The sequence below is a fragment of the Lawsonibacter sp. JLR.KK007 genome (genome assembly GCF_036941135.1).
Classification (GTDB): domain Bacteria; phylum Bacillota; class Clostridia; order Oscillospirales; family Oscillospiraceae; genus Lawsonibacter.
On the sequence record NZ_JAYWSY010000002.1, the window covers coordinates 1,504,350 to 1,521,622 of the forward strand.

Genomic DNA, 17,273 nt, shown 5'->3' on the forward strand with positions numbered 1-17,273 from the left:
TAGACAGGCCCTCGGACAGAGAGAAAGGCCAACGGAGCGACCCGTCAGCCTTTCAAAAAATGGAGGATAGAATGAAAAGATGTTCTTGCCTTGCGAGTATGAGTATAGACAAAAGATTTTACAAAAGTTCTCGCCAGTTGTTACAAAAGCTTTAAATATCATCGCAAACTTTGAAAAAACGTTTGGAGCATCCCCTCGCACTCCCGCTCCAGCGGCCCCTGGTAGATGCGGGGGTGGTGGTTGAACCGCTCTTCAAACAGGTTGAGTACCGACCCGCAGCACCCGGACTTCCCCTCCCGCGCGCCGTAGCGCACCTCTCTGATCCGGGCGTTGATGATGGCCCCGGCGCACATGGGGCAGGGCTCCAGGGTGACGTAGAGGGTACAGCCCTGGAGCCGCCAGCTCCCCAGCCGGGCGCAGGCCTCCCGGATGGCCTCCACCTCCGCGTGGGCGGTGGCGTCCCTGTCCGCCTCCCGCCGGTTGCGGCCCCGGCCGATAATCTGGCCGTCCTTCACGATGACACAGCCCACCGGCACGTCGCCGTCGGCGATGGCCTCCCGGGCCAGGCGCAGGGCCTCGGCCATGAAATATTCGTGGTTCATTCCTCGATTTCCCGCATAAACACGATCACGCCGTCGCCGTGCATACAAAACTGCCAGCCCTCCCGGCCCAGTTCATTCCACCGGGCTTCCGCTTCCCGGATTTTTTTCTGCCAATCAAAGCCCAGCGACGTTTTGATTTCTGCCATCTTATACTCAAATTTTTTCACGCTGCTTCGCCTCCTTTTCTTCCATTCTATCACAAGTTGCCCCTTGCCGCAATGTGAATCCCGTGATACAATATCCGTCGAATTCATTACAGAGGGACACGTTCTATGAAAACTTATCACGCCGGACAATTTGATATCGCCGTCATCGGGGCGGGCCATGCGGGGATTGAGGCCGCTCTGGCCGCCGCCCGAATGGGAATGAAGACCCTCTGCTTCACCGTCAACCTGGACGCGGTGGGCAACATGCCCTGCAACCCGGCCATTGGAGGCACAGGGAAGGGCCATCTCGTCCGGGAACTGGACGCCCTGGGGGGGGAGATGGCCAAGGCCGCCGACCGGGCCTGCATCCAGTACCGGCTGCTCAACCGGAGTAAGGGTCCCGCCGTCCAGTCTCTCCGGGCCCAGGCCGACCGCCGGGAGTACCAGAAGGTGATGAAGCACACCCTGGAGCGGCAGGAAAACCTCTGGGTCAAGCAGGCGGAGGTCGTTGAGATTTTAACGGAAAACGGCGCAGTATCCGGGGTGGTCACCCACACCGGGGCGGTTTACGGAGTAAAGGCCGCCATCGCCGCCACCGGCACCCATCTGGGGGGCCGCATCGTGGTGGGGGAGGTGGTCCGGGATTCCGGCCCCGACGGCCTGTCCGCCGCCCTGCCCCTGACAGACAGCCTGAAGCGGCTGGGGCTGTCCATCCGCCGGTTCAAGACGGGCACCCCTCCCAGGGTCAACGCCCGCAGCGTGGATTTTTCCAAAATGGAGCTCCAGGAGGGGGACCGGGACAGACTGGCCTTCTCCTTCCAGACCGGGACGCCCCCGGAAAACCGGGCGGTGTGCTGGCTGACCTACACCAACGAGCGCACCCACGAAATTATTCGGGCCAATCTGTCCCGCTCCCCCCTGTACGACGGCACCATCGAGGGGGTGGGTCCCCGGTACTGCCCCTCCATTGAGACCAAGGTGGAGCGCTTCCCCGACAAAGCCCGCCACCAGCTGTTCATCGAGCCAATGGGGCTGGACACGGAGGAGCTGTATATCCAGGGCTTCTCCTCCTCCCTCCCGGAGGAGGTGCAGGTCGAAATGCTCCACACCATCCCCGGCCTGGAACGGGCCGAAATGACCCGGTGCGCCTACGCCATTGAGTACGACTGCGTGGACCCCACCGGGCTGGAGGCCACCCTGGAGACCAAGGCCGTCCCCGGCCTGTATGGGGCGGGACAGTTCAACGGCTCCTCCGGCTATGAGGAGGCCGCCGTCCAGGGCTTTGTGGCCGGGGTGAACGCCGCCTTGAAGATACAGGGAAAACCGCCCCTCATTCTCCGCCGGGACCAGGGGTATATTGGGGTGCTCATTGACGACCTGGTCACCAAGGGCACCAACGAGCCCTACCGCATGATGACCTCCCGCACCGAGTACCGCCTGCTCCACCGCCAGGACAACGCCGACCGGCGGCTCACTCCCACCGGCTATGAATTGGGGCTGGTTTCTCGGGAACAATATGAAGCGGTGCAGGAGAAGTACAGGGCCGTGGACCGGGAGGTCCGCCGCCTGGAGCGCACCGGCACTCCGCCTACTCTGGAACTCACCGCCCTGCTGGAGGAGCGGGGGGAGCCTCCCGTAAAGGACGGCGCCCGGCTGGCCGATCTGCTCCGCCGCCCCCGGCTGAGCTACGCCGATCTGGCCCCCTTTGACCCAGGCCGGCCCGATCTGCCCCCCGCCGTGGCCGGTGAGGCGGAGATCACCATCAAGTACGCCGGTTATATCGACCGCCAGCTGCGTCAGGTGGAGGAGGTCAAGCGCCTGGAGGAGCGGCCCATGCCCTCGGACATCGACTACCTGTCCATCAAGGGCCTGCGGCTGGAGGCCCGGCAAAAGCTGGCCGCCATCCGCCCCAAAAACCTGGGCCAGGCCGGGCGGGTGTCCGGGGTGTCCCCGGCGGACATGGCGGTGCTGATGGTGTATTTGAAGCAGAGAGAGCAGTAAGGGGTGCAGTCTATGAATTTGCTGGGCAAGATACAGGAGTTTATCGACCCCACGCCCATTGAGGACAAGTACACTCAGCTGTTAAATCGGGCGTATACAGAGATTTTTCAGCCCATGGGCTTCAAGCGGGCAGGGCAGAATTTCCGCCTGTTTACTCCGGACGGCCTGGGGAAAATCGTCAATTTCCGCAAGGACAAGTGGAATCAGAAGGACCGCCGGCTGGGCTTCTACATCAATACCGGCGTCTATTTTGAGCCGGAGCCGGTTATCAAGGACCGAAAATTCAAGGAATATGACTGCCAGATCAGAAGCAGCGGGGATAACCCGACCCCTACCGATCTTTATGGGAAAAAGGGGGAAGAATTTTCCTATAATAAACAGTTCTGGTACATCTTCAAGCGGACCGACATGGAGGCAATGTATCAGGACCTGAAGCGGTCGATGGAGGAGGTCTTTGCCTGGTTCGCGCGTTTTGAGAGCCGCCAGACCGTCATCAACATGATTCTGGACGGCACGGCCGAGCAGTATTCTTTTACAATTGTCATGCACTACGGAACGGCAAAGATGCTGGCCGAAATGGGCTACCAGGCCCAGGTCTACGAGCGGATCAAGGGCACCCGGACCACCAACCCCCAGGCCTGGGCGGTGATTCGGCTGGCGGAGGACCTGGAGAAGGAGCTGGGAGGAATTTTATGAAATTATCGCAGGTCAAGGGAAACACCTGGGTCATTGAGGCCAACCAGCTCATCCCTCTGTACAAGCTGGGGGATGGGCGATGCGTTCTGCTGGACACCGGGCTTTTTGAGGAACGGGAGGAGCTGGAGGAAACCCTGCGGGGGGCGGGGCTCACCCCCGCGGGGGTGCTGTGCTCCCACGCCCATGTGGACCACTGCGCCAACAGCGGGTATTTTCAGAAAGAATACGGCGCGAAGATCGCCCTTACCTATCCTGAGGCGGGGATGTGCGCCTCCCTGCTCAATTTAAAGTGCTACTTCCTCACCCTTTCCCCAGGCACGGTAGAGCGGGAAGCCTCCTGCATGATCCATAAGCCCGACCTCCTTCTCCCTGTGTCAGACGGCCCCTTCGACGCCTGGGGGGTCCGCTTCCAAATCGTCCACACGCCGGGGCACTCCGCCGGGCATGTCTGCACCGTCACCCCGGACAACGTGTGCTATACCGCCGACGCCCTGCTCAGCTCGGAGATGCTGGGGGCCAAGCTGCCCTACAACCTGAGCCAGCAGATGGCCCTGGCCAGCCGGGAGAAGCTGCGCCATCTGAGCTGTGACGCCTACATCATGGCCCACCGGGGGGTCTGCTCTGGCGGGGAGATCGGGGCGCTCATCGACGCCAACCAGGCTTTGATCCGCCGCCGGGCGGAGGAGATTCTGTCTTTCGTGCAGGAGCCCATGACCGCCAGCCAGATCGACGAAGCGGCCTGCATCTTCTACAAGCTCTTCACCCACAAGCCGCCCCGCTCCCTGCGCTTTGAGCGGAACGTCCGCTTCTTCATCGAGTATCTGGTGGATACCGGGCGGCTGAACGAAGTGTGCCAAAATGGGGCCACTTATTATGTCCGGGCGGAAAATTCCTGAAATTTGCGGAAACCACTTGCAATCTGATTCGGATTGTGGTATGCTTTTGGGTACTTCCGGGTTTTCCCGGCTGAACTTGTAAATTTACGGCCTCCGGGGCCTTGAAAGGAACGAGAAACATGAATACGCTGAATCTGATCCTCACCATTGTCCAGGTCCTGTGCGGTCTGGCGGTCATCGCGGTGGTCATGCTCCAGTCTGGCAAGAGCGCCGGCCTGTCCGGCGCCATCGCCGGCGGCGCGGACACCTTCCTGTCCAAGAACAAGGCTAAGACCCTGGACGCGAAGCTGGCCAAGATGACCAAGTGGGTGGCCATCCTCTGGATCATCATCACCCTGGTCCTGAGCCTGATCTGATCAAACTGCAAAAATCAGCCCCCGCCATCCGGCGGGGGCTGATTTTTTAGTTCATCTCGTGGCTGTTGAGCAGGGACTGCTTGATGTCCCATAGCTTTTGGGACAGGTCCACATAGTAGTTATGGGGGTTCTCAAACCGCTTGACTTCGTCCCACAGGGAGTCCACCTGCCGCTGGCAGTAGGCTCGGCTGGTCTGGAGGTCGGGCACCTGATAGACCAGCTCGCCCCCCTGGAACACCGGCACCATCAGCTCTCTGGCCTCAATGTCGGTGTACACCTTCCGCTTCCAGGTGGCGTCCGGGTCAAAGAGCTCCAGGGGCTGGGTGAAGTCGAACTCTTCGTCGTGGAGGCAGATCAGGTCGGCCTCCGCCTTGCTGGTGTCCTTGGAGAAGATGCGGTAGATCTTCTTAAAGTGGGGGGTAGTGATCTTGGCGGCGTTTTCGCTGATCTTGATCTTGGGGATGATGGTCCCGTCGTCCCCTTCGATGGCGGCCAGCTTATACACGCCGCCGAACACCGGCTCGGACCGGGAGGTAATCAGCCGCTCGCCCACGCCGAAGGAATCGATCCGCGCCCCCTGGCGGACCAGGTCCCGGATGATGTACTCGTCCAGGGCGTTGGAGGCCACGATCTTGCAGTCGGGGAAGCCCGCCTCGTTCAGCATCTCCCGGGCTTTTTGGGACAGGTAGGTCAAATCGCCGCTGTCCAGCCGGATGCCGCACTTGGTGATCCCCTTGGGGACCAGCACCTCCCGAAAGGCCCGGATGGCGTTGGGCACGCCGGAACGCAGCACGTTGTAGGTGTCCACCAGCAGGGTGGCGTTGTTGGGGTACAGCTCACAGTAGGTCTTGAAGGCGGTGTACTCGTTGGGGAACATCTGCACCCAGGAGTGGGCCATGGTGCCGGTGGCGGGGGAGCCGTACCGCTGGTCGGCCATGGTGCAGGCGGTGGCGGAACAGCCGGCGATGTAGCTGGCCCGGGCGCCCAGCAGGGCGCCGTCCGCCCCCTGGGCCCGGCGGGAGCCGAACTCCGCCACCGGCCGGCCCTCGGCGGCCCGGACGATGCGGTTGGACTTGGTGGCGATCAAACTCTGGTGGTTCAGGGTGAGGAGAAGGAAGGTCTCGATAAACTGAGCCTGGATGGCGGGGGCACGGACGGTGAGGATGGGCTCGTTGGGGAAGACCGGGGTGCCCTCGGGGACGGCCCAGATGTCGCCGGTGAACTTGAACTTCCGGAGGAAGGCCAGAAACTCCTCGCTGAAGCAGCCCTTGGTGCGCAGATAGGCCACATCCTCCTCGTCAAAGCACAGCTCCTGGATGTACTCCACCACCTGGGCCAGACCGGCCGCGATGGCAAAGCCCCCCTTGTCAGGGACGGAGCGGTAGAACACGTCAAAGTAGCAGATACGGTCCTGTAAGCCGGTCTGGAAATAGCCGTTGGCCATGGTCAGCTCGTAGAAGTCGCAGAGCATGGTCAGGTTTGTCTTCGCTTTCATAGGGAAAGCCTCCTTTATCGGGGTGACAAGACACCCCTTGTTAGCCCTTATTATACTCCCCCTGGAGAAAAAAGCAAGGGGTTCTGGTGAAACCAAATGGCTCCCAGCTGTGATAATATAAGTGAAAGCGGCTTTCAAACAAGGTTAGGTGATACATATGCGGGACGAAGTGATCTTGCAGAAAATACGGTCCGGCGACCCCGCCGGGCTGGAGGCGCTGATGGAGCGTTACCTCCCCTATGTCTCCGCGGTGGTGTGGAACATCCTTCGGAACGCCATGCCCCCCGAGGACGGGGAGGAGGTGGTATCTGATGTGTTCCTGGCCGCCTGGCGGCAGCCGGAGGCCCTGCGGCCAGGACTGGTAAAGGGCTGGCTGGCGGCGGTGGCCCGGAACAAGGCCAAAAACCGCCTGCGGCAGATGGGCCAGGACCTGTCCCTGGAGGAAAACGCCCTGGACATCCCTGGCCCGGACGATCCCCCCAGCGACTTTGAGCGGGCGGAGGAGCGGCGGCTGGTGCGCCAGGCGGTGGACGCCCTGCCCAGCCAGGACCGTGAGATCTTTCTGCGCCACTATTACTACGCCCAGACTGTACAGGAAATTGCGGACCTTATGGGCCTGAACGGGGCCACAGTCAAGACCAAACTCCGGCGGGGCCGGATGAAGCTGAAACAAATACTGACGAGGGAGGGCTATCTCCGTGAAGCGTAACATTTCCGATCTGCTGGACCGGTATCCAGCGGAAAACCTGGAGTTAGACGGGAGGACCCCCTATTCCCCGTCGCGGATTAAGGAGATCACAATGAACAACGTCAATCAAACAAAATCAAAGGACCTTAAACCCAACCGGACTGCTAAGCGGTTCAAGCCTGCCCAGCTGCTCATCGCGGCTGCGGTGGTTGCGGCGCTGTCCGTCTCCGCCCTGGCGGCGGGCCGGGCGTTCGGAGCCGGTGAACTGTTCCAGGACTTCTTCTCCACAGAGGGGAATCCCCTCTCCCAGGGCCAGCTGGACACCATTGACCGGCTTGGACATGCCGCCGGTGAGGCCACCGCCCAGCTCCCCGCCGCCGTCACCCAAAACGGCGCCACCATTACCCCGCTGGCTGTGATCGCGGACGAAAACGTCTACTATATCCGCTTGCGGGTAGACGCCCCGGCAGGAACCACTTTGCCCGACCTGGACGGCGACACCCAGGGCTATTATCAGCTCCCTGCCACTCTGGAATCCCCGGAGGGCGCTTACACAGAGTTCGGCTACAATCAGGTAAAAACCGACCTTACCGACAATGACCCCACCGACAACTGCAAGGAGTTTGTCCTGTGTTTCTGCACCCTGGAGGGGGAGACCGACCTTCAGTTTAACGACGGCAGGGCAAAAACCCTCACTATTTCCGGTCTGTGGATTCAGGCGCCCGACAAGGAATACACCCCCATCTTTACCGGAGACTTTGTCTTTGACTTTGGCCTCAGCTTCCAATCCCGGACCATCGACTTGGATGCCGGGGGACTCACCTGGCATGACGAGCTGCTGGATTACTCCAACACCATCCAGTCCATGTCCCTGTCTCCCCTGAGTCTGACCTACCGCGTTGACTGCTCCCTGCCTGTCAATGACCATATCGGCCCCGCTTTTGGAGACATTAAGATCGTTTTGAAGGATGGTACTGTGTTCTTCTCTGAGGCTCAGGACTATGATGCGATGCAGCAGTATATTCAGTCCCAGCCTGTCACCCTGCCCATCACCGGCGAGCCTATAGGCGTTTTCCGGAATTACATCCCCTTTGACCAGCCCCTGGACCTGACCCAGGTGGACTATGTGCAGTACGGTGACAACAAAATTCCCGTCAGTGTGGAATAATCCCCGTTCTCCAGGGCATAATGGACCCATCCGATGATTGACAGGAGGGTCCATTATGTCCGACAAAACCGACGCCTTTCTTCACAGCCAGACCCGGGAAAACCTGATGCGGGCCTTCGCCGGGGAGAGCCAGGCCCGGAACCGCTACACCATCGCCGCCGGGGTGGCCAACAAGGCGGGGCTGGCCGTTATCCAGGGAGTGTTCCTGTTCACGGCGGAGCAGGAAAAGGTCCACGCCAAGCAGTTCTACTCCGCTCTGGAGGACTGCGCCGGCCAGACCGTCAAGGTGGACGGCACCTATCCGGTGGACATCTACTCCGGGGTGCTGGATTACCTCCGGGCCGCCCAGCACAACGAGTATCAGGAGTGGGAGCACGACTACGACCACTTCGCTAAAACGGCGATGTCCGAGGGCTTCCCCCTGGTGGGCAAGCTGTTTGAGAACATCGCGCGGGTGGAGAAGACTCACGGCGACCGCTTTGGGAAGTTCGCCAGCCTGATGGAGAAGGACCAGCTGTTTTTCTCCGATGTGGAGGTGCAGTGGATGTGCCTGCACTGCGGCTTCGTGGTGGAGGCCACCGCCGCCCCCGCTCACTGCCCCGTCTGCCGCCACCCCCAGGGGTACTTCGTGCGGTTCGAGCTGGCGCCCTGGAGCTGAGGCAAACATATCCCCACCCCGGATCATTTGGGGTGGGGATATGTATTTTCTTTGCTTTGGTCGAATAAAACATACTGTACTTATTATCAAATAAAATACATATAGTTTATTCGAATCTCCCAGAAATACTGCCGCTTTGGATAATATGCCCCTCCGCCGCCCGCAGAACGGCCTTTTTCCTTGACGCAGGGGAGAGGTCCAGGGCGCAGTCCAGGGCGCAGACGGTGAAGCGGTAGGTATGAGTCTTCCCCTTTGGCGGCTTGGGGCCGACGTAGCGGTGGAGGCCGTAGGCCACCCCCTGAACTGCGCCGTCCAAAACCGTCCTTCCCGCTGGGATGGCCCCCGGAATCCGGTCCGCCGCCGGGAGGTTCCAGATCACCCAGTGAGTGAAGTCCTTTATGGGGTGGCTCATGTCCTCCAGGGTAACGGCCAGCGTGACCGCCTCCGGGGACAGATTTTCCAGAATCAGCTCCGGGGACAGGTCCCGCCCCCGACCGGTGTGGTCCAGGAGAAATTTGCTGTTTTGGATACCGGGGCAGCGGACCTTCAGAATCCTTTCTTCCATATGTCCTCCTAAAACGCGGGCCCTCCGAACACTCGGAAGGCCGCAGAAAACCTTATCCCTTTTTCTTGGACGCCTCCCGCATCCGGGCGCCGTGGTCCAGCAGGCGCTTGCGGAGCCGGAGGTTTTCCGGGGTACACTCCAGCAGCTCGTCGTCGGCCAGGAACTCCAGACACTGCTCCAGGGAAAGCTGACGGGGGGTGACCAGGCGGAGAGCCTCGTCAGAGCCGGAGGCCCGCATGTTGGTCAGCTGCTTCTTCTTGCACACGTTGACCGAGATGTCCTCCGCCTTGGGGCACTCGCCCACGATCATGCCGCCGTAAACCGGGGTGCCGGGGCCGATGAACAGCGCGCCCCGTTCCTGGGCGTTGAACAGGCCGTAGGTCACCGCCTCGCCCGTCTCAAAGGCCACCAGGGAGCCGGTGGACCGGCGGCTGATCTCCCCCTTGACAGGTGCGTAGGAGTCGAAGACGGAGGCCATGATGCCCTCGCCCTTGGTATCGGTCAGGAACTCGCTGCGGTAGCCAAACAGGCCCCGGGAGGGGACCAAGAACTCCAGCTTCATCCGGCTGCCCACCGGGTTCATCTCCAGCATGTCGCCCTTGCGGGAGCCGATCTTCTCGATCACCGCGCCCACGCAGTCGGCGGGCACATCCGCCACCAGCCGCTCCAGCGGCTCGCACTTCACGCCGTCGATCTCCTTGTACAGCACCCGGGGCGGGGAAACCTGAAGCTCGTAGCCCTCCCGGCGCATGGTCTCGATCAGGATGGACAGGGACATTTCTCCCCGGCCCGCCACGTTGAAGGAGTCGGTAGAGCCCTCCACCTCGGAGACCTTCAGGGACACATCCTTCAACGTCTCCCGGAACAGCCGGTCCCGGATCTGGCGGCTGGTGACAAATTTGCCCTCCCGCCCGGCGAAGGGGGAGTCGTTCACCGAGAAGGTCATCTCGATGGTGGGGGCGGAGATCTGGACAAACTCGATGGGCTCCACCTTGTCGGGGACGCAGATGGTGTCCCCGATGGTCACGTCTCCGATGCCGCTCATGGCGATGATGCTGCCGGCCTCCGCCTCCTGGACGGGTACCTTGGCCAGACCGTCGAACTCGTACAGGGCGGTGGCCTTGGCCTTTTTGGCGGGAGCGTCGGGGTCGTGGTAGTTGCACACCGCAATCTCCTGGTTCTGCTTCACCCGGCCCCGCTCAATGCGGCCGATGGCGATGCGGCCCACAAACTCGTTGTAGTCGATGGAGGACACCAGCATCTGGAAGGGGGCCTCCAGATCCACCTCGGGGGCGGGGATATAGTCCAGGATGGTGTCAAACAGGGGCTTCAAATCGCTGCCCGCCACGTCGGGCTGGACCGAAGCGGTGCCCTGACGGCCGGAGCAGAACAGCATGGGGGAGTCCAGCTGCTCGTCGGTGGCGTCCAGGTCCAGCAGCAGCTCCAGGCATTCGTCTACTACCTCGTAAACCCGTTGATCGGGACGGTCGATCTTATTCACCACCACGATCACCCGGTGGCCCAGCTCCAACGCCTTGGACAGCACGAACCGGGTCTGGGGCATAGGGCCTTCGGCGGCGTCAACCAAAAGGATGACTCCGTTGACCATTTTCAAAATGCGCTCCACCTCGCCGCCGAAGTCGGCATGGCCCGGGGTGTCTACGATGTTGATCTTCACATCGCCATACTGCACCGCCGTGTTCTTGGCCGTGATCGTGATCCCCCGCTCACGCTCCAGATCGTTGGAGTCCATGACGCGGTCCACTACCGCCTGATTCTCCCGGTAGACGCCGGACTGCTTGAGCATTTCGTCCACCAGAGTGGTCTTGCCGTGGTCCACGTGGGCGATGATGGCAATATTTCTTAGGTTCTGATTCTGCATGGGAAGTACACCTCAAATCTGTGTTTTCCGAATAGGACAGGGTATTATACTCCCATTCCTTAAAAAAATCAACACCTAAAACGCAAAGCGGATGGGATTTGGGACTGTGCAATTCAACTCGAACAGATTTTCGTTTTTTTCTTGACAAGCTGGAACATATGTTGTATTATCGAGTAGAACAAACGTTTTTTACCGGCCTGCGGCAATAGTCCGGTTTTTGGGACAGTTTTTTGGCTAAACTTATCCTGCCATCAAAACTACGGAGGGATTACATATGCAGACCACCTACTATAAATCATACCGCTCTGCGCCCCATGCCGGGAACATCATCCATCTGTCCCAGCTCCGCCGCCGCCAGGACTTGGCTCAGCGGGACAGTCTGGCCCGCCAGCCGGAGGAGGAGAGGTGGGCTTCGGAGACGGATTCTCTCTTCCGGCCCGTGGTGCTGACCATCACCCCGGAGGAGCGCCGCCGCGCCCGTCAGGAACGCCGCGCCTGGCGGTTGGACGCCTGCGCCAGCTTGGCCGTAATTCTGATGACGGCAGCCTTTGCCCTGCGGATGCTGTTCTGACCACAACATCTTGCGTTTTTTCCAAAGAACACTGTATTTTTTTCTGCAGTGTTCTTTTTTTGTGCACTTTTTTGTTAACTTTTTGTTTCAGAACAAAAAAAGGGGTTGACGGACGGCAGGAAAACATGTATATTGTTGTTACCGTTTTGTAACTCTTATTTCACAATTGTCATTTTTCCCTCAGAACAAGAGGTGATTTCCATGGATCAACCCCAGGATCAAAGCTGGACCGCCCGGCTCCCTGTGGCGGAGCTGGAGCAGGAGCGCGCCAAAGCCGCCAAGCAGGCGAAACCTCCGGAGCAGAGCCAGCCGCAGCAGCCCGCCACACCCGAATGGCAGCTCTATCTCAAGGGCATGCGGGAATGGGCCCGCATCCATTTCCGCCGGTGGGCCCATCTGTTTCACGGCGCAGCCGCCGGAACGCTGGCGGTGGGACCGGTCTCCTTTCTGCTGGTCGCCGGGGCGCTGGGCACCGCCCTCACCTTGACCACCCTCTACTCCACCAGCTACGCTGTCATTGTGGACGGCCAGGAGGTGGGCATTGTCGCTGACCAGAGCGTGGTGGATCAGGCCATTCACACGGTCGAGACCCGAGGCAGCCAGCTGCTGGGCTACGACTACCGGGTGGGCGGCGAAATCGATTACGCCTTTACCCTCACCCTGAAAAGCGACCTGAGCCGGGAGCAGGACATCAGCAACTTCTTCTACGGCCAGCTCAATGAGCTCAGCGACCAGCTGCGGGCCTATCAGGTCATGCTGGGCAGTCAGGTCGTCGGCGTGGTGAAGGACGAGACCGCCCTCAACGCCATGCTGGACGGCATCAAGGCCGAGTATGTCACTGACGCCACCACCTCTGTGGAATTTGTGGAGGACCTGTCCGTCACGCCGGTCTACGCGGTGGATACCCTGATGAGCGTCGGCCAGATCGAGGAGGCGCTGAAGGCCAACACCACCGGCGAGACCACCTACACTGTGGTCAAGGGCGACACCTACAACGGCATCGCCTACCGCAACGACATGTCGCTCAGCGACCTGATGGCCCTCAACCCGGACGCCAATATCAACCGGCTGATGGTGGGCGACATCCTCAACGTCAAGCAGATCATCCCCGCTCTGTCCGTTCTGACCACCGAGCATGTCACCTATCTGGAAGCCATCCCCTGCCCGGTGGAGGAGGTTAAGGACGACTCCATGTATGTGGGCGACTCCAAGATCCTGACCCAGGGCGAGGAGGGGGAGGCGGAGATCCAGGCGGATGTGGTCTATATCAACGGCTACGAGCAGGAGCGCACCGTCACTGACAGCCTGACCCTCCGGGAGCCCACCACCACCGTGAAGGCCGTTGGCACCAAGGAGAAGCCCAAGACCGCCTCCAAGGGCAACTATATCTGGCCCACCAGCAGCCACCGAATCAACTCCTACTTCGGCGGACGGACCATTTTTGGCAGCTACAGCTACCACTCCGGCATTGACATCCACGCCACCTACGGCGAGGCCATCAAGGCCGCAGACGGCGGCACTGTCACCTTCGCCGGGTACAAGGGCAGTTACGGCTATCTGGTCATCATACGCCATGACAACGGCACTGAGTCCTACTACGGCCACAACTCCAGTCTGGTGGTTTCCGCCGGACAGAAGGTCTATCAGGGACAGACCATCGCCAAGGCCGGCTCTACCGGCCGCTCCACCGGCGTTCACTGCCACTTTGAGGTCCGCGTGGGCGGCACGGCAGTCAACCCGCTGAATTACCTGAGATAAAGTACGAACGCCCCCGGCCAACCACCGGGGGCGCTTGTTCTGTTTTATTTACCTTTTGCTATGCTAAAGGCAGACAGAGGGGGAGTGCAGGATGGTGAAGCCTGAAACGGTTGGCCGTGTCTTAAATATAAAACGTCTCGTATTTTACCAGTAATAAAATACGAGACGTTTTTATTATTTCGATGGACGAACGGCCTCCAAGGCGCGGAGGATTGCGTCAATGTCCTGAATGGTCCGCTCCGGGCTTGAGAACAGGTCCTGGAACAGACGCTCCAGGTTCTCCTCAAACCGGTCGGGCAATATCCGGCAGCACTCCCGGCATAGCTGAACCAGTCGTTTTTCTCCCGGATGGGGGAGACTGTTCAGCGCAAAGAGGAAGTCAAAGTAGGATTCCAAAAAGGCTGCGGTCCGGTGGTTGACGCTGACCAGATCCCCCCGCTTCAGCGCCTTTTGAATCTGCCCCTCATAGGCTGGCATGGAGGCGTGGAGCAGCTGCCAGCTGCGCTCCAGGATATTGGCGCGCAGCTGAGGCGGATAGGGCACGTCAAACCGCTTTTTGGCAGCGGTCAGGCGGCCGTCCCGGTCGTAGAGCACCCTGCAGGTCAGCAGATTGTGCCACATGCAGGTGGTGTAGCCGTTTTGGGGCTGGAACTGCTCCACCACCCGGGCCAAGTCCTCTGTGAACCCGTCCAGATTGCGGTACAGAAGGTCGATATCCCTCCCGCTGTTCAGGGTGCAGTTGTCCTCATACTCCCAAAAGTGGTTGCCGATCTCCATCCGGCCGCAGTACCGGGATAAAAGGGCCCGCCGAACCTCCTCCGGCACCGGGGCGGTGCAGTAGAGGTAGACGTCGTAGTCAGAGGCTTCGTCGAAGTGTTCCCCCGCCCGGGAGCCGCCCAGGGCCAGAGCCTCTACCTCCTCCAGGGCGCACAGCTCCTGAATGAAAGCCTCCACCATCAGTAGGCCAGCTTCTGGTCCAGCCAATCCTTCAGCTGATCGATGGGCACCCGGACCTGATCCATGGTGTCCCGGTCCCGGATGGTGACGGCGTGGTCGGCCTCGGTCTTGTCGTCGCCCACGGTCTGGAAGTCCACGGTGATGCAGTAGGGGGTGCCCACCTCGTCCTGGCGGCGGTACCGCTTGCCAATGGAACCGGCATCGTCAAAGTCCACCATAAAATACTTGGACAGCTGGGCCTGAATCTCCCGGGCCTTTTCGCTCAGCTTCTTGGACAGGGGGAGTACGGCGCACTTGAAGGGAGCCAGGGCGGGGTGAAGGCGCAGGACGGTACGCACGTCGTCCTTGCCGTCCTTGTCCTGTCCGACCACCTCCTCGTCGTAGGCGTCCACCAGGAAGGCCAGGGTGACCCGGTCGGCGCCCAGGGAGGGCTCAATGACATAGGGGATATAGTGCTCGTTGGCCTCCTGGTCGAAGTAGGTCTGGTCCTTGCCCGAAGTGTTCTGGTGGGCGGTCAGGTCAAAGTTGGTCCGGCTGGCCACCCCCCACAGCTCGCCCCAGCCGAAGGGGAAGACAAACTCAAAGTCGGTGGTGGCGTTGGAGTAGTGGGACAGCTCCTCGGGGTCGTGGTCCCGCAGGCGGAGGTTCTCGTCCCGCAGGCCCAGATTCAGCAGCCACTCGTGGCAGAATTTCTTCCAGTAGGCGAACCACTCCAGCTCGGTGCCCGGTTTGCAGAAGAACTCCAGCTCCATCTGCTCAAACTCCCGGGTGCGGAAGGTGAAGTTGCCCGGAGTGATCTCGTTGCGGAAGGATTTGCCCACCTGGCACACGCCAAAGGGCAGCTTTCTTCTGGTGGTGCGCTGGACGTTCTGGAAGTTGACAAAGATACCCTGGGCGGTCTCGGGGCGGAGGTAGACGGTGTTCTTGGCGTCCTCTGTGACCCCCTGGAAGGTCTTGAACATCAGGTTGAACTGGCGGATGTCGGTCCAGTTGAACTTGCCGCAGGAGGGACAGACGATCTGGTGCTCCTCCACAAAGGACTTCATCTCGGCCTGGGACATAGCGTCTACGCTGTGGCCCAGGTCAAAGCTGTTGGCCTGGCACCAGTCCTCAATGACCTTGTCCGCCCGGAACCGCTCCTTGCACTCCTTGCAGTCCATCAGCGGGTCGGAGAAGCCGCCCACATGGCCGCTGGCCACCCACACCTGGGGATTCATCAGGATGGCGGCGTCCAGGCCCACGTTGTAGGGGTTCTCCTGGACGAATTTCTTCCACCACGCCTTCTTTACGTTGTTCTTCAGCTCCACGCCCAGGGGGCCGTAGTCCCAGGTGTTGGCCAGGCCGCCGTAGATCTCAGAGCCGGAGAAGATAAACCCCCGGCCCTTGCACAGGGCCACAATCTTTTCCATAGTCTTTTCGGTGTTCTTCATGTTGGATAAGCTCCTTTTCATTTATTGTGGGTCAATCGTGTGGAAAATTCGTTTTAATCCTCCGTTTTCGTACAAAAACTCAAGCTGTAACGTCAGATAGGTCAAGTCTCCGCCGGAGGTCAGCTCGTAGTCCGCCGCGAAGCCGCTGCCGTCCTTATACTCAAAAAACATGATCTCATGATGATACTCATATTGAGGCTTAAAGTTACAGGGGACGCCATATTCGTCAAAAACATCGAAGTCATTCATGTCCAGCGTGCCCTGGATGCACTCCCGGATTTCCTCGGTGTTGTCCCACTCCATCTCGTCCACGCAGGAGGGCAGATCCTCGTACCGCTTTTCGTGAAGGACGTGGCAGATGTTCTTTACCACCTCAATGGCCTGTTCCTTGTGCTGTTCCGTCATCAAAACACCTCCTTTACAGACAAAAACGCCCTGAGCCGGTTTGGCTCAGGGCGAACAAAACTTGTCCGTGGTTCCACCTGAATTTCCCCATGGGGGACACTCTTGCCCGGTAACGGCGGGGGACCGGCGGACCATTTCCTGTCCGCGCTCCAAGGCGCCTTCCCGCCGCGCCTTCGGAGGATTTTCACCTGCCATCCTCTCTCTGCCGCCCGGCTGCGGGGTACTGTTCCCTGTCTTCGCTTTGTGGTTCTCTATTGTATGCCAGTTTTCTTCCCCTGTCAAGGGGAATTTTAAGAGTTTTTACCTCTTTTCCTTCTGATTGACTTCTTTCAGATGAGCTTTCAAAACCTGATTGATATAGCTGGACAGAGAGCGGTCCTCCATTTCTGCCAAATACCTCACCCGATCCAAAATGGGGGCATCAATGGTAATGCTCACCGATGTTTTCAATGGCTTCACAGAATCACTCCTCAATTGGAATGATACTATTTTCTCCCGTGTTACGTTGACAAATCGTGGTTTATCGTGTAAACTGGTCTAAATGCATCGTGGGAGGAATACCATGTACAGCAATGATTTTGAATCTGCATTCTCCCATTTCTTAGAGACGCGCGAATATGATGAAGCAGAAAACATTCTGTTCTCCGCCATGCGTCAGGCGTTCATTGCCGGCTGGCTGGCCGCGGGGGGCGAGCCACCCAACAAAGGGCGGATCTTTCAGCTGTTTTCCTCCGAACAAGAAATGTAGGATTTCCTCTTGCATATGATAAACCGGTTGTGGTAAAATGTTTTCAGCCGATAATCCACCAAACGGCTCATCATCTTCACGCAAAACTGAGCCCCACAGAGAGGTCGCATCTCTCTGTGGGGCTCGATTTAACTTTGGTTACCTTTTGTTGTGACGGTCAAACCATCTGCAAATGAGTCCGCCGATAACATTTGCAGTGACAGCCACGATCACATCCACCAATACGCTCATCTCTTCACCTCCTCCCTGTT

The 17,273-nt window shown here is 59.7% G+C and carries 19 protein-coding genes and 1 other annotated feature; of the genes, 10 read left to right on the forward strand and 9 right to left on the reverse strand.

The features are described 5' to 3' along the window. Positions 1 to 158: 158 nt before the first annotated feature. Positions 159 to 602: a tRNA adenosine(34) deaminase TadA gene (tadA, locus tag VV088_RS17410; RefSeq protein ID WP_334601945.1), complete on the reverse strand. Its 444-nt coding sequence runs from the start codon at positions 600 to 602 to the stop codon at positions 159 to 161. Next, positions 599 to 769 (reverse strand): hypothetical protein, encoded by a 171-nt coding sequence (locus tag VV088_RS17415; RefSeq protein ID WP_334601946.1) that lies wholly within the window; start codon positions 767 to 769, stop codon positions 599 to 601. The genes tadA and VV088_RS17415 overlap by 4 nt, the downstream gene beginning before the upstream one ends. A gap of 105 nt (positions 770 to 874) precedes the next feature. Here VV088_RS17415 and mnmG point away from each other — a divergent pair, with 105 nt between their 5' ends. From mnmG to secG, 4 genes are all read left to right on the forward strand, one after another. Next, a complete protein-coding gene (mnmG, locus tag VV088_RS17420; RefSeq protein ID WP_334601947.1) occupies positions 875 to 2,749 on the forward strand; it encodes a tRNA uridine-5-carboxymethylaminomethyl(34) synthesis enzyme MnmG in 1,875 nt (624 codons plus the stop codon). Between the two features lie 12 nt (positions 2,750 to 2,761). Beyond that, positions 2,762 to 3,445 (forward strand): DUF4304 domain-containing protein, encoded by a 684-nt coding sequence (locus tag VV088_RS17425; protein ID WP_334601948.1) that lies wholly within the window; start codon positions 2,762 to 2,764, stop codon positions 3,443 to 3,445. After that, positions 3,442 to 4,341 carry an MBL fold metallo-hydrolase gene (locus tag VV088_RS17430; RefSeq protein ID WP_334601949.1) on the forward strand — a complete coding sequence of 300 codons (900 nt, stop codon included), beginning with the start codon at positions 3,442 to 3,444 and terminating at the stop codon, positions 4,339 to 4,341. Before VV088_RS17425 ends, VV088_RS17430 begins: the two co-directional genes overlap by 4 nt. A 119-nt stretch (positions 4,342 to 4,460) precedes the next feature. Further along, complete coding sequence (gene secG / locus VV088_RS17435; protein ID WP_334601950.1) at positions 4,461 to 4,697, forward strand: preprotein translocase subunit SecG; 237 nt, start codon at positions 4,461 to 4,463, stop codon at positions 4,695 to 4,697. Positions 4,698 to 4,743: 46 nt separating this feature from the next. Here the strand turns inward: secG and VV088_RS17440 are convergent, their stop codons facing one another. Beyond that, a complete protein-coding gene (locus VV088_RS17440; protein WP_334601951.1) occupies positions 4,744 to 6,192 on the reverse strand; it encodes a nicotinate phosphoribosyltransferase in 1,449 nt (482 codons plus the stop codon). 157 nt (positions 6,193 to 6,349) lie between these two features. On the opposite strand from VV088_RS17440, the gene VV088_RS17445 reads away from it, so the two are divergent. From VV088_RS17445 to rbr, 3 genes are read left to right on the forward strand one after another with little or no spacing between them, the layout of a single operon-like run. Further along, a complete protein-coding gene (locus tag VV088_RS17445) occupies positions 6,350 to 6,901 on the forward strand; it encodes an RNA polymerase sigma factor (protein WP_334601952.1) in 552 nt (183 codons plus the stop codon). Further along, entirely contained in the window at positions 6,891 to 8,048 is a 1,158-nt protein-coding gene (locus VV088_RS17450) for a hypothetical protein (protein ID WP_334601953.1), read from the forward strand. The genes VV088_RS17445 and VV088_RS17450 overlap by 11 nt, the downstream gene beginning before the upstream one ends. A 55-nt stretch (positions 8,049 to 8,103) precedes the next feature. Continuing rightward, positions 8,104 to 8,706 (forward strand): rubrerythrin, encoded by a 603-nt coding sequence (gene rbr / locus VV088_RS17455; protein WP_334601954.1) that lies wholly within the window; start codon positions 8,104 to 8,106, stop codon positions 8,704 to 8,706. Between the two features lie 106 nt (positions 8,707 to 8,812). Here rbr and VV088_RS17460 read toward each other — a convergent pair whose 3' ends face one another. Continuing rightward, a complete protein-coding gene (locus tag VV088_RS17460) occupies positions 8,813 to 9,271 on the reverse strand; it encodes a YbhB/YbcL family Raf kinase inhibitor-like protein (protein ID WP_334601955.1) in 459 nt (152 codons plus the stop codon). 52 nt (positions 9,272 to 9,323) lie between these two features. Next, complete coding sequence (typA, locus tag VV088_RS17465) at positions 9,324 to 11,153, reverse strand: translational GTPase TypA (protein WP_334601956.1); 1,830 nt, start codon at positions 11,151 to 11,153, stop codon at positions 9,324 to 9,326. Between the two features lie 274 nt (positions 11,154 to 11,427). Here typA and VV088_RS17470 point away from each other — a divergent pair, with 274 nt between their 5' ends. Next, on the forward strand, positions 11,428 to 11,724 hold the full coding sequence (locus tag VV088_RS17470) for a hypothetical protein (RefSeq protein WP_289875442.1): 297 nt from the start codon (positions 11,428 to 11,430) through the stop codon (positions 11,722 to 11,724). A gap of 201 nt (positions 11,725 to 11,925) precedes the next feature. Beyond that, the gene (locus tag VV088_RS17475) at positions 11,926 to 13,482 is read left to right on the forward strand and encodes a M23 family metallopeptidase (protein ID WP_334601957.1); all 1,557 of its coding nucleotides are present in this window, start codon (positions 11,926 to 11,928) and stop codon (positions 13,480 to 13,482) included. A 174-nt stretch (positions 13,483 to 13,656) separates the two neighbouring features. On the opposite strand, the gene VV088_RS17480 is transcribed toward VV088_RS17475, so the two are convergent. The 4 genes from VV088_RS17480 to VV088_RS17495 form a co-directional block, all read right to left on the reverse strand. Then, positions 13,657 to 14,439: a DUF4037 domain-containing protein gene (locus VV088_RS17480; protein ID WP_334601958.1), complete on the reverse strand. Its 783-nt coding sequence runs from the start codon at positions 14,437 to 14,439 to the stop codon at positions 13,657 to 13,659. Next, a complete protein-coding gene (locus VV088_RS17485; protein ID WP_334601959.1) occupies positions 14,439 to 15,869 on the reverse strand; it encodes a glycine--tRNA ligase in 1,431 nt (476 codons plus the stop codon). The genes VV088_RS17480 and VV088_RS17485 overlap by 1 nt, the downstream gene beginning before the upstream one ends. Before the next feature lie 21 nt (positions 15,870 to 15,890). Beyond that, positions 15,891 to 16,274: a DUF7668 domain-containing protein gene (locus VV088_RS17490; protein WP_334601960.1), complete on the reverse strand. Its 384-nt coding sequence runs from the start codon at positions 16,272 to 16,274 to the stop codon at positions 15,891 to 15,893. A gap of 43 nt (positions 16,275 to 16,317) precedes the next feature. Then, positions 16,318 to 16,520: a binding site (T-box leader), on the reverse strand. Positions 16,521 to 16,574: 54 nt separating this feature from the next. Beyond that, positions 16,575 to 16,733, reverse strand: a complete 159-nt coding sequence (locus VV088_RS17495; protein WP_334601961.1) for a toxin-antitoxin system protein — start codon at positions 16,731 to 16,733, stop codon at positions 16,575 to 16,577. 103 nt (positions 16,734 to 16,836) lie between these two features. Between VV088_RS17495 and VV088_RS17500 the strand changes: the two genes are divergently transcribed. After that, positions 16,837 to 17,022, forward strand: coding sequence for a hypothetical protein (locus VV088_RS17500; protein WP_334601962.1), 186 nt, complete (start codon positions 16,837 to 16,839; stop codon positions 17,020 to 17,022). The last annotated feature ends 251 nt before the right edge of the window (positions 17,023 to 17,273 follow it).